Genomic DNA, 21,874 nt, shown 5'->3' on the forward strand with positions numbered 1-21,874 from the left:
CGTCGCCACGGCGTCCGTTCGAGTGGCACGACGCTCAGCTCGTGATCGCCCGGCAAGGCCGTGGAAGGGATTCGCGCTGGGCGTCGGCGTAGGCGTCCGTGCCTGGCGCCGGTTCGTCACGGCGTGCTCGCCACGTCGTGACCGCCCGGTCCCGATGTGACCGCGGCGCATTCGGCCGCACCCGCCGCCGAGCGTGTCCGCTCACGGCTGCGGTGTGCCGGACATCCGGTGCGCCGAGGGACGGCACGGGCCGACCCAGGTCACCGGGCACAGACGAGTGGAAGGAGAGCCCGAAGTGGGACATGGCGGCAATGTGATCGACGAACTCACGCAGGACCACCGCGAGGTCGACTCGCTGTTCGATCAGATCCAGGCCCACACGGCAGCCGACCGGCACCGACGCGACCTGGTGGACCAGCTGACCATCGAGCTGGTCCGCCATGCCATCGCCGAGGAACAGCACCTGTATCCGACGGTGCGCCGTTACGTCGACGACGGCGACGACATCGCCGACAAGGAGATCGCCGATCACGCCGAGGTCGAGCGTCTGCTGAAGGACCTCGAAGACTGCGAGCCGGGTGACGAACGGTTCGACGCGCTGATCGGCCGGCTGAGGTCGTCGGTCGCCGCGCACGTCAAGGACGAGGAGGAACGGCTCTTCCCGCTGCTGGAGGAGGTCTGCTCCGCCCAGGCGCTCGACGAGCTGGGCCAAAGGGTGCGCTCGGCGAAGGAGAGCGCACCGACCCGCCCGCACCCCTCCGCCCCGGACACACCGCCGGCGAACAAGATCCTCGCGCCGGGTGTCGGGATGGTGGACAGGGTGCGCGACATGCTGACCGGCCGCGGCATGCGGCGCTGACATTCCGCCCCGGGGGCGGCCGTGCGGGGACGAAGCGTTTCCCCCGGCCGTCCCCGCCGCGTCCGGCCACCACTGCCGAGCGCGCGGATTCCGATTGAAGCGCCGGAGCGGCGGTACCCGGTGCGTCACGCCGGCCGCGCCTGCCGCGGCGCGGCGTGCGAGGCGGTCCGGGCCGCCGTGCGCGGCCTCGTCATGGCGTTCGGGGGATACCACCTGGATGGCAGGAGCAGGGATGCGTGTCGCCGTCGTCGGCCAGGGCTACGTCGGGGTGACCGGCGCGGTCGCGCTCGCCCGGCAGGGCCACCATGTGACAGGCGTCGAGCGGGACGCGGCACGGTTGCGGTCCCTGGCCGCCGGGCGCGCACCCGTGTCCGAGCCCGGTCTGCAGGACGAACTGTCCCTGGCCCTGGCCACCGGGCGCCTGCGGTTCACGTCCGGCCTGGCGCAGGCACACCTGCGGGAGCCCTTCGAGGTCGTGCTGATCACCGTGGGGTCCCCGCCCGCCGGTGACGGGACCGCGGACCTGTCCCAGGTCGCCCAGGCGCTGATGGACGCCGCGGCGCTCCTGCCCGTACCGTACGTGGTGCTCAAGTCCACGGTGCCGCCGGGCACGAGCGACGGGTTGCTCGGCGCCTGTCCCCACCTGCGGGACCGGTACGCCTACAACCCGGAGTTCCTCAACCAGGGCAGCGCGCTCGACGACTGGACGTCCCCCGCCCGGGTGGTGGTGGGCATACGGTCGCACGACGGTCTGCCACTGCTCCGCCGGCTCTACGGGGCGCCGACGTGCCCGTGGGTGGTGACGACCCCCGCGACGGCCGAGATGGTCAAGTACGCCAGCAACGTCTTCCTCGCCATGAAGATCAGCTTCGCGAACGAGTGCGCGCGGCTGTGCGCCACGCCGGAGCTGAACACCGACCACGTGATGCAGGGCGTCGGCCTCGACCCGCGCATCGGCCACGCGTTCCTCCAGCCGGGCCTCGGCTACGGCGACTCCTGCCTGCCCAAGGACACCGAGGCACTGGCCCACTGGGCCGCCGCCCGCGGCATCCCGACACCGCTGCTCGACGCGGTCATCGGCGTCAACCGCGCGCAGCCCGGGCTCGTACGCGAGGTGCTCAGGGCCGAGCTGGGCGAGGGCCTGGCGCACAGCGAGATCGCCGTTCTGGGAGCGCGTTACGAGCCGTGGAGCGACGACATGCGGGCCGCGCCGAGCCGTGTCGTGGTGCCCCAACTGCTGGACGAGGCGGCGGGGATCCGGATCTGGGATCCGGCCATGGCCCCCGCCGACCTCACCCGCTTCTTCCCCGGCGCCAGGCCCTGCCCGGATCTGCGGTCGGCCGTCCGCGGTGCAGCGGCGGTCGTGGTCCTCACCGAGTGGCCGGAGACGATCGAGGCCGACTGGGCGGAACTGGCCGCCGCACTGGTCCCCCCTGCCGTCGTGGTGGACGGCAAGAACTGCCTGCTCCCGGAGCGGCTCCGTGATCTGCCCCTCGTCTACCGCAGTGTGGGCAACCGGCTCCCGGCCCGCGCCGAGGCGTCCTCCGCCGAAGAGACACCGAGCCCCGCGCCCAGTGCGTAGCGCCGGGCGCGTCACGGACCGGCGTGAGCGGCCCGCATGCCTGCACGCCTGCTCGCCTTCGTGCGGGTGCAGGCGTGCACGGCGTCACGGCGTCACGACGGCTTGAGCGGATCGTGTCCGATGCTCATCAGGCTGCGACGCCAATCGTCTCCGCCCGCCTTCGGGTCCAGTTCCGCGGCCCGCTGGGAGCGGACGATGTCGCAGACCCGCTGCATGACCTGTACGTCGTCCTCGGTGAGGTCGGTGCGGCGCTTGCCGAGGACGTCGAGGACCCGTTGGCCTGTCGGGCGGCCGCTCTTGTCGGGCAGTTCCTCGGTCTCCTCGCCCGCCGCGTCGACGTTCAACCACTCCCGCAGCTCGCGGGACGTCATGTTGACGACCTTGTGGAACTCGTCCCAGAGTTCCGCGCTCACGTGTGCTGATACCGCCACAGCACGCCTCCTCGCTGCGCAGGGACCTCCGAACGCGTGCCGGGTTCCCGGCGGGCACAGCGGGAAACCAGCGGCGGGCCGTACCGGCGCCCGCCGCGACGACGTGCGTCGATTCTGTTCCGCCGCCCTGGGTACCTCCTCATAGCCGCCTCATAGCCGCACCGGAAAAAGAGGACGAGCAGAACGCCTTTTCCCCGGTATCCCCTCCACAGGCGATGAAAACGACGGCAGCAAGGAGTGACCACGGAATGAGCTCCCCCGACGCATTGCCGGTCCTGCGTACGCTCGACGAACTGACCGGTCTCGTCGAGCGGCACGGGAGCATGTACGTGCGCTGGTCGCGCGGTCCCGCGGCCGATCTGAAATCGCTGTCGAGCACCGACGATCTGACCGGTGTCCCGCTGCCGGGACTGTCGGCCAATTCCCTCGATATCGAGCCGTGGTGGGAGAACCGTCCGGTGAAGGTCTGGGTGGCCAGGCGCCTGTACGACTATGCGCATCTGCCGCGCGACAAAGGGCCCGGAGTGCATCCGTGGGCACTGCGGGGCCAGGAGGCGGGCCGTGGTCCCGACAACGAGCCGCTGGTCCAGGACATCGAGCCGATCGGCTGGATCGACGCGCGGGTGATCGAGGAGGCGGCCGAGGAAGTCGCGCGACAGGAGGGGGGCTGGGGCCCCTTGCGGCGCGAAGGCCGTCGCGAAGGCCGCTAGGGTCTTTCGTTTGGATCATGCCGGGCTCGCGGGCCCTGGCACGCACGCTCGCCGCGTTGTCGTCGGTCGCCATGGCTCCGCCATTGTCTCCCTCCTCCGCCTTGCGATCGCACGCACCAGACCCTCCCCCTACGCCCTGCGGGCGTGGGGGGACCCCCACTCACTGATCCGGCCTGATCCAAACGAAAGACCCTAGGGGGCGCGCTGCTCCGTTGCGGTGACAGGCCCGAAAGGCCGTGTTCGGCTCAGGAAAGAGGGGGTACTCGTCGGCCCATGAACGTGAACCCTATCGAAATGCAGAAGGCGCTCGGCGGAGTGAGCTATCCCGCCTCCAAGAAGGACATCGTCGAAACGGCGAAGAGCCACGGCGCCAGCAAGGAAATCAAGGAGGCTCTGTCCTCCCTGCCGGAAAAGGAGTACGACTCTCCAGCAGCCATCAACAAGGAGGTCAGCAAGGGATCCTGACCGGACCCGCGGAACATTCTGACGCGACCGGAATGCGACTCCGCGTCTGACGGCCGGCAGCAGCCTCTCGCCTCACCGGCGGCTCAGGCGGCCGACGCGGAGCGTGGCTCCAGGCGGTCCAGAAGCTGGGCTCGATGGAGTTCGGCCACGGGTCCGAGCAGGTCCGGGTGGCGCAGGAGCGCGGCGGCTCGCCGGTCTCGTTCGTCGGGTGCGACCAGGCGACGGAACTCGACCGGCGAGCCGTTGGCGTGTTCGCCCGCGGCGAGCGCGGTCACGGCCGCCGCGGCCAGCCGTGGGGTGCTGAGCAGGCACGCCGCCCAACTGGCCACCACCTCGTCGACCCAGGTGCGCCATGCGTCGTCCGCAAGCCCTGCCGCCGTAGCGGTGCCGTCGGCGCCCGTGATCCAGTCGAGTCGGGCGGAGCCTCCGGGCCCGGCCACCGTGACGAGCGCGGCATCCATCGCCGTCGGGTAGCGCAGCCAGGCGGCGACCGTGACCGCTTGGCGCGCCTGCATCTCCGCGAGGGCGGTGTCCATCGCGCCGCTGCCCGACGGATAGGCGCGCGTCAGCCACTGGGCGGTCGCCGCGATGAGCGGGGAAAGAGCTGCGGACACTGGCAGGGCCGTCCGAATCCCTGGGAGACGTGGGGAGACTGCGGCGACACGCTACCTTTCCGGTTTTCCCTCGCCCATGGCCCACGTCACGGCGTGGACGTGGCGTCCGACACACCGCCGGCCGGCCCGCGACAGGCGTCGCCGCGGAAACACGAGCGTGGAGCGCCGCCTCGGGAGCGAGAAGCGTCACCCACCCCGGAACCAGCAAGGTCCCACGGAGGAGCAACGACATGGCGCACGGCCAGGACGTCATCGCCGAACTGACCACCGACCACAGGGAAGTGGAGGAGCTGTTCACCAACATCGAAGAGCTGCCGTCCGGTGACAGCGAGCGAAAGCGCTACGCGGACCAGGTCACCATGGAGCTGGTCCGGCATTCGGTCGCCGAGGAGGCCTATCTGTACCCGGCCGTCCGCAAGCACGTTCCGGGCGGGGCGGAGCTCGCCGACCGCGAGCTGGCGGACCACGCCGCGGCCGAGCGGATCATGAAGGACCTGGAGGGCTGCCCGGCGGACGACTCACAGTTCGACATGCTGATCGCCAAGCTGATGTCGGAGATCCGGACGCATGTCACGGACGAGGAGAACAAGCTCTTTCCGCGGCTGCGGGAAGCCTGCCCTCCGGAGATGCTGAGCGATCTGGGCGACAAGGTGCGCCAGGCCAAGAAGGCGGCGCCGACCCGCCCGCACCCCGCCGCCCCCGACAAACCGCCGGCCAACAAGATCCTCGCGCCGGGTGTCGGACTCGTGGACCGGATGCGCGACGCGCTCTCCGGCCGGGGCAAGGACGCCTGAGCCCGCCGGTGCCCGTGTCGAAGGCCCGCGGCCGCCGACCGGTCACCCGCGGACGGCACCTGCGTCCGGCGGGCGCGTGTTACGGGCCCACCGCCGCGGGCACCCGTGACCGGGTCACCTCGACAGATCCGCTGCCCGTCCGCGCGCGGACGCGGCGCGAGAAGGAGGAGAGGAACCGAACATGACAACCGCACGAGAGATCATGACGGCCGGTGCCGAGTGCATCGGCGCGGAGGAGACCGTGCTGCTGGCCGCGCAGAAGATGACCGAACTCGGTGTCGGGGCCCTGCCGATCTGCGGTACCGACAACAAGCTCAAGGGCATGCTCACCGACCGCGACATCGTGGTGAAGGTTCTCGGCGCGGGGAAGGACCCCGCCGAGTGCAAGGCCGGAGAACTCGCGCAGGGCGAGGTGGTGACCATCAGCGCGGACGCAAACGCCGACGAGATCCTGCGCACGATGAGCCGGCACAAGGTGCGCCGCCTGCCCGTGCTCGAAGGCCACCAGCTGGTCGGCATGGTCGCCCAGGCCGACGTCGCGCGCAGCCTGCCCGATCCCCAGGTCGGTGACCTCGTCGAGGCGCTGTCCACCGACTAGCCCTACTCCGGTACGCGCGCCCCGGCGCCGCACGCAGGTCCCGCCGCACGGCGCACGACCCCGGCGGCCCGGGAACCGGTCCGGCCCCGGCGGCCCGCCGGGGCGGCGGCAGTCCGGAGGCAGGTCGGCCGAGGAGGAGTGGCTGCGGCGGGCCTGGTCAACGTCGGGCAGCTGGTCCGGGAACGCCACGCGGACGACGGTGTGGTCCTGGTCGGTTTCGGTCCTACGAGGGCACCTGCTCGCCTCCGACCGCTGGGGCGATCAGGCGCGGACGATGCCGGTCCCTCCTGCGCGGGAGGGCGGCCTGGAAGACCTGCTGCACGGGGCCGTACCCGGCTTGGCCGGACTCTTCGTCTTCCCGGCCGACCCCGCGGACCGCCCGCGCCGGCTCCGGGAGGAACGGGACCACCGCGCCATCGGCGTCGTCTACCGGCCGGCGGCCGAGAGATGGGGCAACTACGTCTCCACCGTCCTCGGGGAGCGCTACGACGCCTTCTGCTTCATCGACCGCACGAACGCCCTGACACCGCTGCCCACCGCACCCGCGCGCACGGACGAGGAGGAGACCTGGCCCACTGGTGTGTGACGACCGGCACATGCGACAGCAACAGTGCGACAGCAGCAACAGGCGGACGGAGGAACACCGATGCGCTTCCGAGACCACCGGCACGCAGGTCAGGAACTCGCGCTGAGACTCCTCGAATGGGCAGCCGACGGCGACATCACCAACGCCGTCGTCCTCGCACTGCCGCGTGGCGGCGTGCCCGTCGCGGTCGAGGTCGCCCGGGCCCTCAAGGCACCACTCGACGTGGTCGTGGCCCGCAAGATCGGCGTACCCGGCAATCCGGAGACGGGCATCGGGGCGATCGCCGGGGACGATCCCCCGGTGTACGACCGGCGTGCCCTGCAGATGCTGGGGCTGGCCGAGGACGACCTGGCCGCCGACGTCGCCCGGGAACGGGCCGAGCTGCACCGCCGAGAGGAGCTGTACCGCCGGGGACGCCCCGCACTCGCTGTCGAGGGCCGGACGGTGATCCTGGTCGACGACGGGCTCGCCACCGGCGTCACCGCCCGCGCCGCGCTGCGCCACCTGCGGTCCAGGAACCCGGCCCGGCTGATCCTGGCCGTGCCGGTCTGCGCCCCGGACGCCGCGGAAGGGCTCCAGCAGGATGCCGACGACATCCTGTGCCTGCACGGACCGCCGTCGTTCATGGCGGTCGGAGAGTGGTACGAGGATTTCGCCCAGGTCTCCGACGACGAGGTCGTCTCCACGTTGAGCAGCCCCGGCATCCCGTCCGGGCAGCGCCACGGCTGAGGGCCGGCCGGCGGGACTCCTCGGTGCGGAGGTTCAGCCGCGATCCGGTCCGTCGGGGCGCGTCTCGGCCGCGCGTCCCCCGGCGCCCAGCAGGCCTTTGTCGGCCCCTCGCTCTCCGGCGGCGAAGCGGCGCGCCGGGGAACCGGGGAGCCTGCCGACGGCCGCGGGAAGCACCGAATGGGCGAACCGTACGCCCCTGAGCCACGGCTGTACGTAGACGGCCGGGCGCCGGCGCTCGATGCCCCGCACGAGACGTTCGGCGGAGGGCCCGGCCCGGTGGGTACGGGAAGCGGGCCACGGCAGCCACGCGCGCAGCTCCCGCAACGGGGTGGGGGGCGGTGCGTCCTCGCGGATCATGTCCGTGTCGGTCCAGCTGAGGTACGCCACGCCCACGTCCACACCGCGGTGGGCGACCTCGGTCCGCAGGGTGTGGGCGAAGGCTTCGGCGCCCGCCTTGGAGGCACAGTAGGCCGACATCATCGGGGCCGGCCCGAGGGCGGCGAGGGACGTGATCTGGAGGTAGTAGCCCTTGGTTGCGACCAGGTCGGGCAGAAAGGCCCGTGCCGTGTTGGCGCTCCCGACGAGGTTGATCTCGACGACGCGCCGCCAGGTCGCCGGCGGCGTCTGCTCGAAGGGTGCGGCCGTGGCGACTCCGGCGTTGGCGACGACCGCGGAAGGCGGTCCGAGCCGCTCCCTCACGAGGTCGGCGGTGCGGGACATCGCCGCGTCGTCGCCGATGTCGACCGGCCACGGGTACGCCCCCTCCCCCAGCTCGGCGGCGAGGCGCTCCAGCCGGTCCGGTTCGAGGCCGAGCAGGGCGAGGCGCGCACCGCGCCGGGCCAGGGCGCGTGCCATGGCCTCGCCCAGGCCCCGGGCCGCTCCGGTGACGACAACGGTGCGGCCCGCGATGGGTGACTGCCGGTGCATCGCCCTCCTCGCACGGTTGCGGGTGCACGGGGCGCCGGAGCTGCCGTCCGGCCTCCACCGTAGTGGCCGCGTGCCGTCGCGGCCCGCGCGGCCAGGTGCCGCGGGGAGCCGTGAACAGGCCGCCGTGGCGGCACCGGCCTAGGCTGAACAGGTGTGGCCGTGACCGCGCCGGACGAGTTCCAGGAGGGCTTATGGCGGTACGACACCAGCTGATCCACCGGACTCCCGAGGAGGTCTGGGCCGTTCTGTCCGACGGCGACCGCTACGGGGACTGGGTGATCGGGCCCTCGCAGTCGTCGCAACAGGACGGCGAATGGCCCGACGAGGGCGCCTGCATCGCGTACGCCGTGAAGCTGGGACCGTGGCAGGGCGAGGGGCGGACCGTCGTGCGCCGCAGCGAACCCCCACAACGGCTCGAACTCGAGGCGTACAGCGGGCCGCTCGGCACGGCGAGGATCGCGTTCGAGGTGAAGCCGTGGGGCGAGGACACGCTCGTGATCTTCGACGAGCATCCGTTGCGCGGGGCGGGCGGACGGTTTCACAACGCGGCGTTCGACGCGCTTCAGCAGTTGCGCCACCGCAGCATGCTCAAGCGGTTCGCCGAGGCGGTCGAACACTCCGTTCCCTCGGGCGCGCGCTGATCCGTGCCCTGCCCGGCGCAGGCGGCCGTCCTCCGAGGCGGACGTCCGGACCAGGGAGGCGCAGTCATGCCGGACGCCGTGGTGATCGGCGCGGGCCCCAACGGGCTGGTCGCGGCGAACGTACTCGTCGATGCCGGCTGGAGCGTGGAAGTGCTGGAGGCGCAGCCGCGGCCCGGCGGTGCCGTACGCAGTGACCGGGGTGTGCTGCCCGGTTACGTCCACGACGTGTTCAGCGCCTTCTACCCGCTGGCAGCCGCGTCCCCCGTTCTCGCGGCCCTCGACCTCGGGCGCGAGGGCCTTCGCTGGTCGCATGCGCCGAGCGTCCTCGCCCACCCCCTGCCGGACGGCCGCTGTGCCGTGCTGGAACGCGGCCCGGCGGACACGGCACGGTCTCTCGACGCCTTCGCCGCGGGGGACGGGGAGGCGTGGACGCGGCTGTGCGGGGTGTGGCAGCGGCTCGGAGCCGACCTGGTCGACGCGCTGTTCACCCCGTTCCCGCCCCTGCGGGCGGCGGCCCGGCTCGGCCTGAAGGTACGGGCGGCGGGCGGACTGCGGCTGGCCCGGATGATGACGCTGCCCGTTCGGCGGCTGGGCGAGGAGGAGTTCACGGGGGAAGGCGGCCGGCTGCTCCTCGCGGGCAATGCGCTGCACGCGGATCTCGCCCCGGAAGCGGCGGGCAGCGGTGGCTTCGGCTGGCTCATGTCGATGCTCGGCCAGCACGTCGGATTCCCCGTGCCCGTGGGCGGCGCCTCGGCCCTGCCCGAGGCGCTGGTGGCACGGCTGGAGCGGCGCGGCGGAACGGTGCGCTGCGGTGAGGAGGTCGTCGAGGTGGTCGTGCGCGAGGGCCGGGCCGTCGCCGTACGGACAGCGGGCGGTGAGGTCGTACCGGCCGTGCGTGCGGTGCTCGCGGACGTCTCGGCTCCCGCCCTGTACGGCCGGCTGGTCGGCGCCCGGCACCTGCCGTCGCGTCTGCTGGAGGGGCTGCGCCGGTTCCAGTGGGACTTCGCCACCTTCAAGGTGGACTGGGCCCTCGACCGGCCGGTGCCGTGGACCGCCCGCGGCGCATCGGCGGCGGGGACGGTGCATCTGGCCGACGGCGTCGACGGGTTGACGCGGTTCGCCGCTCAGCTGGCCGCGGGACACGTGCCCGACGAGCCCTTCGTCGTCCTCGGCCAGATGACCACGGCGGACGCCGTACGCTCCCCGGCGGGTACGGAGTCGGCCTGGGGGTACACCCACGTCCCGCACGGCATCCGCGCGGACGCCGGCGACGCGGGCATCACGGGTGCGTGGGACCGCCGGGAGCAGGAGGCCATGGCGGACCGCGTCGAGGCGCAGGTGGAGCGCTGTGCTCCGGGCTTCCGCGCCACGATCCGGGCGCGGCGCATCCTGGCGCCGCCGACGCTGGAGGCGCTGGACGCCAATCTGCACGGGGGCGCCATCAACGGCGGTACGGCCGCCATGCACCAGCAGCTGGTCTTCCGGCCCGTCCCGGGCACCGGGCGGCCCGAGACCCCGGTGAAGAACCTGTATCTCGCCTCCGCCTCGGCCCATCCCGGCGGGGGCGTGCACGGCGCGCCGGGTGCCAACGCCGCCCGTGCCGCCCTGCGCGCATGGTCGCCGCACGGGCTGCTGAGCCGTGCGCAGCGCTCGCTCAACCGCCGCGGCGGCAGGGCGTCCTGACCTGCCGGTCCGGAGGCGTGGGCAGCAGCCGTACGCGGCCGGGTGCCGGCGGTGTCCGTTTCAGCGGTGTGGGTGGTGGTACCCGCAGCGCGTCCGGCGCGGACGCGGCGCGGCGCGCGGGACCGAGGACGAAGCCCACCGGCAGCCGTGAGAGAGGAACCGCCGTGGCCACCAAGGTCTCCGACTACATCCTGCAGAGGTTGCGCGCATGGGACGTGACGCACGTCTTCGCGTACGCCGGTGACGGCATCAACGGCCTTCTCGCCGCGTGGGGACGGGCGGACAACGATCCCCGGTTCGTCCAGTCGCGCCACGAGGAGATGTCCGCCCTCCAGGCCGTCGGGTACGCCAAGTTCTCCGGCAAGGTCGGTGTGTGCGCGGCGACTTCGGGGCCTGGTGCCATCCATCTGCTCAACGGGCTCTACGACGCGAAGCTGGACCATGTGCCGCTCGTCGCGATCGTCGGGCAGACCAACCGCAGCGCCATGGGCGGCTCCTACCAGCAGGAGGTCGACCTCGCCGGGCTGTACAAGGACGTCGCGTCCGACTACTGCGAGACGGTCACCGTTCCCGAGCAGTTGCCCAATGTGATCGACCGGGCCATGCGCACCGCGTACGCCCGGCGCACCGTGACCGCGATCATCGTCCCAGCCGACGTCCAGGAACTCGATTACGCCCCACCGCAGCACGCGTTCAAGATGGTCCCCTCCAGCCTGGGCCTCGGCCGCTACGCGCCCGTGCCGGCGGACGAGGACCTCGAGCGGGCCGCGGAGGTCCTCAACGCCGGTGAGAAGGTGGCCGTACTGATCGGCCAGGGCGCCCGTGGCGCACGCGCCGAGGTGGAGCGCCTGGCGGACGTGCTCGGGGCGGGGGTCGCCAAGGCGCTGCTGGGCAAGGACGCGTTGTCCGACGACCTGCCGTACGTCACCGGTTCGATCGGGCTGCTCGGCACCCGCCCGTCGTACGAGCTGATGCGCGACTGCGACACACTGCTGATGATCGGTTCCAGTTTCCCGTACACGCAGTTCATGCCGGAGCTGGACCAGGCGCGCGGGGTGCAGATCGACATCGACCCCCACATGATCGGGCTGCGCTATCCGTTCGAGGTGAACCTCGTCGGCGACGCGCGGGAGACGCTGCGGCGGCTGCTGCCCCGCCTGCACCGCAAGCACAGCCGCGCCTGGCGCGACGAGATCGAGATGAACGTCGCCCGCTGGTGGGAGGTCATGCAGCGCAGGGCGGCCGTCGACGCGGACCCGATCAATCCGGAATACGTGGTGCACGCGCTGGACGGGCTGCTGCCCGACGACGTCGTCGTCACCGCGGACTCGGGTTCCGCCGCCAACTGGTACGCCCGCCATCTGCGGTTGCGCGGCCGGATGCGCGGATCCCTGTCCGGCACGCTGGCCACCATGGGACCGGGCGTGCCGTACGCCATCGGCGCGAAGTTCGCCCACCCGGACCGTCCGGCGATCGCGCTCGTCGGGGACGGGGCGATGCAGATGAACGGCATGATGGAGATGGTCACCGCCGCGAAGTACCGGCACGAGTGGGCCGATCCGCGGCTCGTGGTGGCCGTCCTCAACAACCAGGATCTCAACCAGGTCACCTGGGAGATGCGGGCCATGTCCGGGGCGCCGCAGTTCGAGGAGTCGCAGCACATCCCCGATCTGCCCTACGCCGAGATCGCCCGGCGCATGGGCCTCGACGGTGTGCGCGTCGAAAGGCCCAAGCACGTCGAGGCGGCGTGGCGGCAGGCCCTCGCCGCGGACCGGCCGTTCGTCATCGACTTCCTCACCGACCCCGCGGTCCCGCCCGTCCCGCCGCACGCCTCGCTCGACCAGATCGAGGCCGCGGCGGCGGCGATCTGGCACGGCGACAGCGACCGGGCGTCCGTGCTGAAGCAGGGCTTCAAGGCCAAGGTGCAGGAACTGCTCCCGGGCACCCGCCACCGCCCCGACCGCCCCGGCGCCGAGGGCGACGGCGGCCGGTGAGCGCACCGGCTCGGGGCGGGGCGGGGGTCGCACTGGCTCGGGGCGGCCAGGGGCTGTCCGGCGGATCAGGGCCGGACAGGACGCGGCGTCTGGTGCATGAGGTCTCCCCAGGCCCGCAGGGGCCGAGGGGGTGGGGTCTCCCCAGGCCCGCAGGGGCCGAGCCCTGATAGCGGAGCTGTTCGGGCATTTCGGCAACGCAGCGAGGGTCGCCATATCGGCTCGACCCGGGAGGCGGTGCGACGGGCGGCCGGCCGGTGGGACGGTCGCCCGTCTCGGCCGGGTCAGTCGGCGTTCGGCTCGCGGTCCCCCTTGGGGCCGCGGCCTCGTGCGGTGCGCGGGCCGCGGCTGCGCCACTGCGGGTCGTCCTGGAGCGATGCGTTCGCTTCCTCGTCGGCCCGCTTGTCGGGCACGCCTTCGCTCTCCGCGTCCTTGCGCTTCCTGGCACGCCGTGTGTCGTACTTCTTGCTTCCGGGCTCGGGCACACCGATCACCTCCTGGGGGCACCAGTGCCCGGCGCGGCTCGGTCGACACACCGGACGACCGGCCGCGGGCTCCCCGGCCGTGTCACCCGGCTGATCCGGCCGCCTCGCCGCCCGCGAGCGGGCCGGTGACGGCCACCTGGGCGGGGCGCAGGAGCTGGTCACCGACGCGGTAGCCGTGGCGCAGCACCGCCGTGCACACGGGTTCGGCGACATCGGCGGAGGTGGTGTACATGAGCGCTTCGTGGGCCGTGGGGTCGAAGGGCTCGCCCGGTTCGCCGACCGTCTGCAGGCCGAGCGCGGCCAGCCTGTCCTCCAGGGCGCGGGCGAGTGCCCGCGTCCCCTCGTCGTCCCGCTGCCCGCACGCGTCGTCGGCGGCGTCGAGCACCGGCAGCAGGCCCGCGAGGACGTTGGCCACGGCGATTTCCCGTACGGCCAGCCGGTCGCGCCGCACCCGCTTGCGGTAGTTGTCGTACTCCGCCTTCACGCGCTGGAGATCCGCCGTCAGCTCGACGAGCTCGGCCCGCAGCCGCGCGGTCTCCGACGGAGGTCCGCCGCTCACGGTGTCCGGCGGACGTGCCGCGGGGCCCTGCGGAGCGGAGCCGGCACGGTCGTCGGCGTCGCGGCGGGGCGGCAGGAGGGTCAGCGGGCCGGTCCTGCGCCGGTCGTGGACGATCGCGGGAGGCCGTTTGCCCGTTGGCTTCCTGAAGTGAGGCTCCTGGTTCATCCGGTGCCTCCCTTGGCGTCGTCGTCGACGATCTCCGCATCGACGACGTCCTCCTCCTCGCCGGGACCTTCCTTGCCTCCCGGCGCCCCGGCGCCGGAGGTGCCCGCGCCGCCGCCTTCGGCCTGGGCCTGCGCATACATCGCGCTGCCGATCTTCTGGGCAGCGACGGTGACCTTCTCGGTGGCCGTCCGGATCGCCGCGGTGTTGTCGCCATCGGCGGACTCGGTCTTCAGCTTCTCCTTGAGCTCCGCCAGGGCCGCCTCGGTCTCGGACCGGGCGTCCTCGGGGATCTTGTCTCGGTTGTCGTGCAGGAGCTTCTCGGTCTGGTAGACGACGCTCTCGGCCTGGTTGCGGGTCTCGGCGGCCTCCTTGCGGCGGCGGTCCTCGTCCGCGTACTGCTCGGCATCGCGCACCATGCGGTCGATGTCCTGCTTGGGCAGAGCGGACCCGCCGGTCACGGTCATCTTCTGCTCCCTGCCCGTGCCCAGGTCCTTCGCGGTCACGTGCATGATGCCGTTGGCGTCGATGTCGAACGAGACCTCGATCTGCGGGACACCGCGCGGGGCCGGCGGCAGACCGGTCAGCTCGAACATGCCGAGCTTCTTGTTGTACGCCGCGATCTCGCGCTCGCCCTGGTAGACCTGGATCTGCACGGACGGCTGGTTGTCCTCAGCCGTCGTGAAGATCTCCGAACGCTTCGTCGGGATCGTGGTGTTCCGCTCGATCAGCTTGGTCATGATGCCGCCCTTGGTCTCGATACCGAGGGACAGCGGGGTCACGTCGAGGAGCAGGACGTCCTTGACCTCACCCTTGAGCACACCGGCCTGCAGCGAGGCGCCGATCGCGACGACCTCGTCCGGGTTCACACCCTTGTGCGGGTCCTTGCCGGTCAGCTCCTTGACCAGGGCCGTCACCGCCGGCATACGGGTCGAACCACCGACCAGAATCACGTGGTCGATGCCCGAGACCTTGATCCCGGCATCCTTGACGGCGTTGTGGAACGGGCCCTTGCAGCGCTCCAGCAGGTCGGCCGTCAGCTGCTCGAACTGGGCGCGCGTGAGCTTCTCGTCCAGGTGCAGCGGCCCCTCGGCGGAGGCCGTGATGTACGGCAGGTTGATCGTCGTCTCGGTCGACGACGACAGCTCGATCTTCGCCCGCTCGGCGGCCTCGCGCAGACGCTGGAGGGCCATCTTGTCCTTGGAGAGGTCGACGCCGTAGCCGTTCTTGAACTGCTTCACCAGGTGGTCGACGATCCGCTCGTCCCAGTCGTCGCCGCCGAGGTGCGTGTCACCGTTGGTGGCCTTCACCTCGACCAGGCCCTCGCCGATCTCCAGCAGCGACACGTCGAAGGTGCCGCCGCCGAGGTCGAAGACGAGGATCGTCTGGTCGTGGCCCTTGTCCAGCCCGTAGGCGAGAGCTGCGGACGTCGGTTCGTTGATGATCCGCAGGACGTTCAGACCCGCGATCTGACCGGCCTCCTTCGTGGAGGTGCGCTGCGCGTCGTTGAAGTACGCCGGGACAGTGATCACCGCGTCCGTGACGTCCTCGCCGAGGTACGCCTCGGCGTCCCTCTTCAGTTTCTGCAGCACGCGTGCGGAGATCTCCTGCGCGGTGTACCGCTTGCCGTCCACGTCTCCGGACTCCGGGAACCGCCACCCGCTCTCGCCCATGTGCCGCTTGACGGACCGCGCGGTGCGCTCCACGTTGGTCACGGCCTGCCGCTTGGCGAGCTCGCCGACCAGCACCTCGCCGTTCTTGGCGAACGCCACGACGGACGGCGTGGTCCTGGCGCCCTCGGTGTTCGCGACGACCGTCGGCTCGCCGCCTTCCAGGACGCAGACGACGGAATTCGTCGTACCCAGGTCGATGCCCACTGCTCGTGTCATCGCAGCCTCCTCGGAAACAGGACCTGCCGGTATTTACTGCGTAAATCGCGCCTGCGGCCAAGTCAAGCCCATCCCGGTGATCGCGGTGAGGGCGCGGGCCCGCTCGGTCCGGACGGGTGGGCGGCGGGGCCCGTGCCGGCCGTCCTCCGTGGCCCGGGAGCACCCTGGGGCGTGGCGTGGTGTCATCGAAGTGTGGGCGTACCACGCTGACGAGACCCAGGAGGAATCATGGCCGGACAGCTGAAGGCCCGAGACATCATGACGGGGGGCGTGCAGTGCGTGGGGGCGCACGATTCACTGCACAACGCGGCGAGGATGATGCGTGATCTGAACGTCGGGTGCCTGCCCATCTGCGGTGACAACAACAGGCTCACCGGCATGGTCACCGACCGCGACATCGTCGTGACGTGCTGCGCGGAGGGCATCGACCCGGCAACCGTCCAGGCCGGTTCGCTGGGCGGGCCGGTGCACTGGATCGACGCCGAGGCGGACATCTCCGAGGTCCTGGAAGCCATGGAGACGCATCACATCAAGCGCCTGCCGGTGATCGACGTCGCGGGCGGCCACCAACTGGTGGGGATGATCAGCGAGGCCAACGTGGCGAAGAACCTCAGCGACGAGCAGATCGCGGAGTTCGCCACCCACGTCTACGCGACGACGTAGGCATCGGCGCGGGACACGGGAAACGCGCCACACACAAGCCGCCGCCGCACAGGCCGGGGAAGGAAGCACCCGGCGTGTGCGGCGGTCGGCGTTTCCGTGGCGGTCGCCCCCGGCCGGACGCGGACAACTGGACGCGGCGAGGCGCCGGCGCGAACGCGCTGCGGAAGGACGTGTGTTCGCAGCGGGCCCCGTTTCCACGCGGCTCGTGCCCATCCGCGAACGGCTGGACAAATCAACGCCGTTGGGATGGTGACCGTCTGCTCCGTCGTGCGTTGTGACACAGGGGACGTCCGGGAAAGGTGACCGCCGAGGCGCACCGGCCGTACCCTGCAACACAACAACCCGAACGCTCACACCCCCCACCTACCTGGGAGCGCGTCATGACAACGACACAGAGCACCGACACCATCGAGACGACAACCGCACTGCTGCGGGCGGAACTTCCCCGCCTCGAAGAGCATCAGCAGGCGCTTCAGAAAGAACTCGCCGTGGTCTCCGAGCGGCTGGAATCCGTGCGCAGCGCCCTGTCGGCGCTCAGCGCGCTGGCTGCCACGAGCGTGCCACGGCCCCGTGCCGCGGAACAGCAGGCCGAAACCGCGGTGAGCGAGACCGCTGCATCCGCCGCCGCACCGGCCCCGCAGGAATCCGCGACGGAGTCCTCGCAGGACTCCGGCCAGGAACCCGCGCCGCAGCCCGAACCGGCCCAAGACACCGCTCCGGTCTCCGAATCCACCGACGGCGACAGTGACACCGACGCCGCCGTGCCCGCGGACGAGGCCGACACCGCTCCTGCCCAGCCGCGCAAGACCACCGCCCGGGCCAAGAGGAAGGCCGCCCCCAAGGCCGCTGCCCCGCTGGCCTCCACGCGCCGCCCCGCGAAGAAGCGCTCCATCACGAAGACCACAAAGACCCCGAAGACCACCAAGGTTGCCAAGGCGGCACAGGCCGCACAGGCCGCACAGGCCGCACAGAGCAAGCAGGCCACGAAGGGCAAGCAGACCGCTTCGCGCAAGACCACCGCCGCGACCGCCGCGGCCGTGCAGGACACCGCCGGGCTCACGGAGCAGGTCATCGCCGTCCTGTCCGGGAAGGCCGACACCCCGCTGCGGGCCCGGGACGTCGCCCAGGCCCTCGGCCGTGACGACAGTGCGGGTGCCATCAACACCGTGCGCAGCACCCTCGACCGCCTGGTCGCCACCTCCCGCGCCCACCGCGCCGGCCGCGGCCTCTACCAGGCGCCCACCGGCTGACACCCCCCGCGTGCGCAACGGCCGGGCCCAGGCCCGGCCGTTGCGGGCGGGCGCGTACCCGGAAGCGGTCAGCCGCCGAACGCGGTGGACGCCATGCCCTCCCCCGCGTCCGGCACCACCAGCAGGGACCCGCTGAGCGGGTGCGGGCGGTCGAGGCCGGTGCGCGCGGTGGTGATGTACAGGTCGCGCAGGCCGGGGCCGCCGAAGGCGCAGGCGGTGGGACGGCGTACCGGCAGTTCGAGGGTGTGGTCCAGCCGGCCGTCCGGGGTGTACCTGCGCACCTGGGCGCCGTCCCAGAGCGCGACCCACACGCACCCGGCGGCGTCGACGGTGAGGCCGTCGGGGAAGCCGGCGCCCCGTTCGACGGTGGCGAACGGCCGCCGCTCGACGACCCGCTCGCCCGTCATCCGGCAGACGTCGATGCGGCGGGTCGGGCTGTCGATGTAGTACATGAGCGAGCCGTCGGGGCTCCACCCGGTGCCGTTGCTCACGGCCACGTCGCCGAACACTTCGGTGACGGCGCCGTCGGGTGCGACGCGGGAGAGGCTGCCGCCGCCGGCCGCCTCGTCGTAGCGCATGGTGCCCGCCCACAGTGCCCCGTCCGGGGCGACGGCCGCGTCGTTGCCGCGCCGGCCCGGCACCGGGTCGCGCACCAGCCAGGAGAAGGCCCCGTCGGTGCCGTACAGGCCGATGCCGTCCCGGAGGTTGACCACCAGTCCCCCGCCCGCCCGCGGCTTCGCCGCCCCGACGTGCTGTTCGGTGGCCATGACCGTGCGGCGGCCGTCGGCCGGGTCGTAGGTGTGGACGCGGGAGTTCAGGATGTCCACCCAGATCAGCCGCCCTGCGGCCGTGTCCCAGGTGGGACCCTCGCCGAGGGCCGCCCCCTCCCGTACCGCGACGTCGATGCTCACGGCGTGCCCCGGTGGCCGAGGCGCACGGACAGGTCGCGGGCGCCCTTGGCGGCCAGCTCGGCGAGTTCGGCCTCGCGGTCCTCGCTCCAGCGGATCATGGGCACGGAGATGGACAGGGCGGCGACGACCCGGCCCGCGCTGTCGCGCACGGGGGCGGCGACACAGCTGACGTCCGGGTTGGACTCGCGGTGCTCGACGGCGATGCCGCGTTCCCGGATCCCGGCGAGGGCAGCGCGCAGCTCGTCGGGGTCGGTGAGGCTGGCGGGAGTCATCGCGACGAGCTCGCGACCGGCGATGCGGGCGTCGAGTTCGTCCGCCGAGAGGGAGGCGAGCAGCATCTTGCCGACGGATGTGCAGTGTGCCGGGAGACGGCGGCCGGCGGCCGAGACCATGCGGACGGCGTGTGTGGAGTCCACCTTGGCGATGTAGATGACGTCCGTGTCCTCGAGGATGGCGACGTGGACGGTCTCGTCGCAGGTCTCGGCGACCTCGCGGGCGACGCGTCCGCCTTCCGCGGCGAGGTCCAGCTGCTCGGCGTAACGGCTGCCCAGCTGGTAGGCGCGGACGCCGAGGCGGTAGCGGCCGGGCTGTTCGGGCACCGTGACGAGATAGGAGCGGGCGGCGAGTGTGGTGAGCAGCTCGTGGACGGTGGTGCGGGGCAGCTGGAGCTTGCGGGTGACATCCGGTGCCGAGAGGGTTGCGTCACCCTCCAGGAACAGCTCGAGTATGTCCAAAGCCCTCGTCACCGCGGGGACAAGGCGTCCCATGGCGCCACCCACTCTCTGTTCGAAACTCCGGCCATTGGCCGGTATGACGAACGTAGGCTAGCCACAGCCTCGTTCACAGGGCAATGGCCCTGTCGGAAAACAGCGGCCGTGCAACCCATTGACACCCCACGGACATGCTGATTACGGTCACGCCAACATTTCGAACGCATGACGAAATCTCGAACAGACCCGAGGGGCAACTGCCGTGCGCATCACGGGAATCAGCACTCACGTCGTCGGGACCCCCTGGCGCAATCTCACCTATGTCCTGGTCCACACCGACGAGGGTCTCACCGGAGTCGGTGAGACCCGCATGCTCGGCCACACCGACGCGCTGGTCGGATACCTCCGCGAGGCCGAGGCAAACCACATCGCCGGGTCCGACCCGTTCGCGGTGGAGGACCTCGTGCGGCGGATGAAGTACGGCGACTACGGGCGGGCCGGCGAAATCGTCATGTCCGGCATCGCCGTCGTCGAGATGGCCTGCTGGGACATCAAGGGCAAGGCACTGGGCGTGCCGGTCTGGCAGCTGCTGGGCGGCAAGGTGACCGACCGGGTGAAGGCGTACGCCAACGGCTGGTACACCACCGAGCGGACGCCCGAGGCGTACCACAAGGCCGCGGCGGAGGTCGTCGCGCGCGGCTACCGCGCGCTGAAGATCGACCCGTTCGGGACGGGCCACTTCGAGCTCGACCACGAACAGACGCTGTACGCCGTGTCGTTGATCGAGGCGGTCCGCGACGCGATCGGCCCCGAAGCCGAGCTCATGCTGGAGATGCACGGCAGGTTCAGTCCCGCCACGGCGGTGCGGCTGGCCCGCGAGATGGCGCCCTTCCGGCCCGCGTGGCTGGAGGAGCCGGTGCCGCCGGAGAACCTCAAGGCGCTCGCCAAGGTCGCGGAGAAGGTGGACCTCCCGGTCGCGACGGGTGAGCGCATCCACGACCGCATCGAGTTCCGGGAGTTGTTCGAGTCGCAGGCGGCCGACATCATCCAGCCGGACCTCGGCCACATCGGCGGCATCCTGGAGACACGGAAGCTGGCGGCCACCGCCGAGACGCACTACATGCTGGTCGCCCCGCACAACGTCGGTGGCTCGGTGCTCACCGCCGCCTCGCTCCAGCTCGCCGCCTGCACTCCGAACTTCAAGATCCTGGAGCACTTCAACGACTTCGCCGACGCGGAGATCAAGAAGGTGGTCAAGGGCGCGCCCCAGGTCGACCCGGAGACCGGCTGCTTCGAGGTGTCGCACGCCCCGGGCCTCGGAGTCGAGTTGGACGTCGACGCGGCGGCGGAGTTCCCGCAGCAGAAGGCCCGTTTCGACCTGTGGGCCGAGGGCTGGGAGCAGAGGGCGCCGAAGTGAGCCGCAGCCTGGTCGTCGAGCGGCCCGGGACACACCGCCTGGTGCGCCGCGAGGTGCCGGTGCCGGGCCCGGGCGAGGTCCTGGTGCGGGTGGCCGCGGCCGGGATCTGCATGAGCGACCGCGAACTGTACGACGGTCACCGCGACGCCGGCTTCGTGCGCTACCCGGTCGTCCCCGGGCACGAGTGGTCCGGGACCGTGGAGGCGGTGGGCGAGGGAGTGGATCCCGCACTCACCGGGCGCAGGACCGTCGCCGAGGGGTTCCGGGCATGCGGCGCCTGCGACCGCTGCCGGTGCGGTGAGACGAGCCTGTGCGAGGGCGGGTACGCCGAGACCGGGTTCACCGAGCCGGGCGCGTTTGCCGACCATGTGGTGCTGCCGGCCCGGCTGCTGCACCCCCTGCGCGACGACGCCGACCTGCGGGCCGCCGCCCTGCTGGAGCCGGCCGCGGTCGTGGCGGCCGCGGTCCGGGCCGGGCGGCCGCGCCCCGGCGAGCGGATCGCGGTGGTCGGCGCGGGCACGCTCGGCCTGCTCGCCGTGCAGTTGCTCGCCGCGTCGTCGCCCGGCGAGCTGGCCGTGATCGACCCCCGTGCCGCACGCGGCGAGCAGGCGCTGCGGTTCGGGGCGAACGGTGCGCTGCACCCCGACGAGGCCGCCTCCGCCCGCGGCCGCTTCGACCTCGTGGTCGAGACCGCCGGGGCGCCGTCCACAGCGGCCTCGTCGTGCCTGCTGGCCCGCAGGGGCGGGCGGGTGGTCCTCACGGGGATGTTCACGCCCGGCGCGACCGGCATCGACCCGGTGCACCTGTCCCTGAGCCAGCTGGAGATCCGCAGCGTCTTCGGCGCTCCGTCGTCCGCCTGGTCCGATGCGGTGCGGGCCTTCGGGCTCGGACTGATCGACCCGGCCGCGCTCATCACGCACGAGTACCCGCTCGAGCGGTTCGACGAGGCCATCGCCCTGGTCGGCGGCGGTGACCCGAAGACCGGAAAGGTGCTCCTCCACCCCTAGGGGGTGTCTCGCCGATCTTGCCGGGTTCCCGACGCCTGGCACCGCGCCTCGCCGCCGGCCGCCGGAACGCTCGTCTCCGCGCGGCGGCGCGGCCCCTGGCCAGGCTCCGGGTCCGGACCGCCCGCTCCGGCACCGGGGTCGTCCCCGGGGCCGCTCGCCCGCCGTGCCTCCCCCTGCCGTGCGTGGTGCGGGGCGCCTGACCGCCCCGCAC

23 protein-coding genes are annotated in these 21,874 nt (G+C 72.1%); 15 read left to right on the forward strand and 8 right to left on the reverse strand.

Features of this window, described 5'->3' with window-relative positions:
* The first annotated feature begins 295 nt into the window (after positions 1-295).
* Positions 296-859: a hemerythrin domain-containing protein gene (locus ACF08N_RS27450; RefSeq protein ID WP_392327362.1), complete on the forward strand. Its 564-nt coding sequence runs from the start codon at positions 296-298 to the stop codon at positions 857-859.
* Positions 860-1,091: 232 nt separating this feature from the next.
* Positions 1,092-2,441, forward strand: coding sequence for a UDP-glucose dehydrogenase family protein (locus tag ACF08N_RS27455; RefSeq protein ID WP_392327363.1), 1,350 nt, complete (start codon positions 1,092-1,094; stop codon positions 2,439-2,441).
* A 92-nt stretch (positions 2,442-2,533) separates the two neighbouring features.
* Here ACF08N_RS27455 and ACF08N_RS27460 read toward each other — a convergent pair whose 3' ends face one another.
* Positions 2,534-2,872, reverse strand: coding sequence for a DUF3140 domain-containing protein (locus ACF08N_RS27460; protein ID WP_392327364.1), 339 nt, complete (start codon positions 2,870-2,872; stop codon positions 2,534-2,536).
* 248 nt (positions 2,873-3,120) lie between these two features.
* On the opposite strand from ACF08N_RS27460, the gene ACF08N_RS27465 reads away from it, so the two are divergent.
* Together ACF08N_RS27465 and ACF08N_RS27470 are read left to right on the forward strand one after the other, a co-directional pair.
* A complete protein-coding gene (locus ACF08N_RS27465; RefSeq protein ID WP_392327365.1) occupies positions 3,121-3,582 on the forward strand; it encodes a DUF6098 family protein in 462 nt (153 codons plus the stop codon).
* Between the two features lie 294 nt (positions 3,583-3,876).
* Positions 3,877-4,047: a DUF2795 domain-containing protein gene (locus ACF08N_RS27470; RefSeq protein WP_392327366.1), complete on the forward strand. Its 171-nt coding sequence runs from the start codon at positions 3,877-3,879 to the stop codon at positions 4,045-4,047.
* A gap of 83 nt (positions 4,048-4,130) precedes the next feature.
* Here the strand turns inward: ACF08N_RS27470 and ACF08N_RS27475 are convergent, their stop codons facing one another.
* Entirely contained in the window at positions 4,131-4,661 is a 531-nt protein-coding gene (locus ACF08N_RS27475) for a hypothetical protein (RefSeq protein ID WP_392327367.1), read from the reverse strand.
* Between the two features lie 230 nt (positions 4,662-4,891).
* Between ACF08N_RS27475 and ACF08N_RS27480 the strand changes: the two genes are divergently transcribed.
* The 4 genes from ACF08N_RS27480 (at position 4,892) to ACF08N_RS27495 (ending at position 7,368) form a co-directional block, all read left to right on the forward strand.
* A complete protein-coding gene (locus ACF08N_RS27480) occupies positions 4,892-5,455 on the forward strand; it encodes a hemerythrin domain-containing protein (RefSeq protein ID WP_392327368.1) in 564 nt (187 codons plus the stop codon).
* A gap of 181 nt (positions 5,456-5,636) precedes the next feature.
* A complete protein-coding gene (locus ACF08N_RS27485) occupies positions 5,637-6,053 on the forward strand; it encodes a CBS domain-containing protein (RefSeq protein WP_392327369.1) in 417 nt (138 codons plus the stop codon).
* Between the two features lie 199 nt (positions 6,054-6,252).
* On the forward strand, positions 6,253-6,639 hold the full coding sequence (locus tag ACF08N_RS27490) for an erythromycin esterase family protein (protein WP_392327370.1): 387 nt from the start codon (positions 6,253-6,255) through the stop codon (positions 6,637-6,639).
* A 60-nt stretch (positions 6,640-6,699) separates the two neighbouring features.
* The gene (locus ACF08N_RS27495) at positions 6,700-7,368 is read left to right on the forward strand and encodes a phosphoribosyltransferase (RefSeq protein ID WP_392327371.1); all 669 of its coding nucleotides are present in this window, start codon (positions 6,700-6,702) and stop codon (positions 7,366-7,368) included.
* A 33-nt stretch (positions 7,369-7,401) separates the two neighbouring features.
* On the opposite strand, the gene ACF08N_RS27500 is transcribed toward ACF08N_RS27495, so the two are convergent.
* Positions 7,402-8,295 carry an SDR family oxidoreductase gene (locus tag ACF08N_RS27500; protein WP_392327372.1) on the reverse strand — a complete coding sequence of 298 codons (894 nt, stop codon included), beginning with the start codon at positions 8,293-8,295 and terminating at the stop codon, positions 7,402-7,404.
* Positions 8,296-8,486: 191 nt separating this feature from the next.
* Here ACF08N_RS27500 and ACF08N_RS27505 point away from each other — a divergent pair, with 191 nt between their 5' ends.
* The 3 genes from ACF08N_RS27505 (at position 8,487) to ACF08N_RS27515 (ending at position 12,613) form a co-directional block, all read left to right on the forward strand.
* A complete protein-coding gene (locus tag ACF08N_RS27505) occupies positions 8,487-8,936 on the forward strand; it encodes an SRPBCC family protein (RefSeq protein ID WP_392327373.1) in 450 nt (149 codons plus the stop codon).
* 66 nt (positions 8,937-9,002) lie between these two features.
* Positions 9,003-10,619 (forward strand): phytoene desaturase family protein, encoded by a 1,617-nt coding sequence (locus ACF08N_RS27510; RefSeq protein ID WP_392327374.1) that lies wholly within the window; start codon positions 9,003-9,005, stop codon positions 10,617-10,619.
* 164 nt (positions 10,620-10,783) lie between these two features.
* Positions 10,784-12,613: a thiamine pyrophosphate-requiring protein gene (locus ACF08N_RS27515; protein WP_392327375.1), complete on the forward strand. Its 1,830-nt coding sequence runs from the start codon at positions 10,784-10,786 to the stop codon at positions 12,611-12,613.
* A gap of 281 nt (positions 12,614-12,894) precedes the next feature.
* On the opposite strand, the gene ACF08N_RS27520 is transcribed toward ACF08N_RS27515, so the two are convergent.
* From ACF08N_RS27520 to dnaK, 3 genes are all read right to left on the reverse strand, one after another.
* Positions 12,895-13,095 carry a hypothetical protein gene (locus ACF08N_RS27520; RefSeq protein ID WP_392327376.1) on the reverse strand — a complete coding sequence of 67 codons (201 nt, stop codon included), beginning with the start codon at positions 13,093-13,095 and terminating at the stop codon, positions 12,895-12,897.
* Between the two features lie 82 nt (positions 13,096-13,177).
* On the reverse strand, positions 13,178-13,819 hold the full coding sequence (gene grpE, locus ACF08N_RS27525; RefSeq protein WP_392327377.1) for a nucleotide exchange factor GrpE: 642 nt from the start codon (positions 13,817-13,819) through the stop codon (positions 13,178-13,180).
* Positions 13,816-15,705 carry a molecular chaperone DnaK gene (gene dnaK, locus ACF08N_RS27530; protein ID WP_392327378.1) on the reverse strand — a complete coding sequence of 630 codons (1,890 nt, stop codon included), beginning with the start codon at positions 15,703-15,705 and terminating at the stop codon, positions 13,816-13,818. The genes grpE and dnaK overlap by 4 nt, the downstream gene beginning before the upstream one ends.
* A 228-nt stretch (positions 15,706-15,933) precedes the next feature.
* On the opposite strand from dnaK, the gene ACF08N_RS27535 reads away from it, so the two are divergent.
* Both ACF08N_RS27535 and ACF08N_RS27540 read left to right on the forward strand, forming a co-directional pair.
* A complete protein-coding gene (locus ACF08N_RS27535; RefSeq protein WP_392327379.1) occupies positions 15,934-16,368 on the forward strand; it encodes a CBS domain-containing protein in 435 nt (144 codons plus the stop codon).
* A 380-nt stretch (positions 16,369-16,748) separates the two neighbouring features.
* The gene (locus ACF08N_RS27540) at positions 16,749-17,618 is read left to right on the forward strand and encodes a hypothetical protein (RefSeq protein WP_392327380.1); all 870 of its coding nucleotides are present in this window, start codon (positions 16,749-16,751) and stop codon (positions 17,616-17,618) included.
* Positions 17,619-17,686: 68 nt separating this feature from the next.
* Here the strand turns inward: ACF08N_RS27540 and ACF08N_RS27545 are convergent, their stop codons facing one another.
* Together ACF08N_RS27545 and ACF08N_RS27550 are read right to left on the reverse strand one after the other, a co-directional pair.
* Positions 17,687-18,529 carry an SMP-30/gluconolactonase/LRE family protein gene (locus ACF08N_RS27545; protein WP_392327381.1) on the reverse strand — a complete coding sequence of 281 codons (843 nt, stop codon included), beginning with the start codon at positions 18,527-18,529 and terminating at the stop codon, positions 17,687-17,689.
* On the reverse strand, positions 18,526-19,296 hold the full coding sequence (locus ACF08N_RS27550; protein WP_392327382.1) for an IclR family transcriptional regulator: 771 nt from the start codon (positions 19,294-19,296) through the stop codon (positions 18,526-18,528). Before ACF08N_RS27550 ends, ACF08N_RS27545 begins: the two co-directional genes overlap by 4 nt.
* A gap of 205 nt (positions 19,297-19,501) precedes the next feature.
* On the opposite strand from ACF08N_RS27550, the gene ACF08N_RS27555 reads away from it, so the two are divergent.
* Complete coding sequence (locus ACF08N_RS27555) at positions 19,502-20,656, forward strand: mandelate racemase/muconate lactonizing enzyme family protein (RefSeq protein ID WP_392327383.1); 1,155 nt, start codon at positions 19,502-19,504, stop codon at positions 20,654-20,656.
* Entirely contained in the window at positions 20,653-21,663 is a 1,011-nt protein-coding gene (locus tag ACF08N_RS27560; RefSeq protein WP_392327384.1) for a zinc-binding dehydrogenase, read from the forward strand. Before ACF08N_RS27555 ends, ACF08N_RS27560 begins: the two co-directional genes overlap by 4 nt.
* Positions 21,664-21,874: the final 211 nt, after the last annotated feature.

Origin of the sequence: Streptomyces sp. NPDC015127 (assembly GCF_043080095.1) — a bacterium.
Classification (GTDB): Bacteria; Actinomycetota; Actinomycetes; order Streptomycetales; family Streptomycetaceae; genus Streptomyces.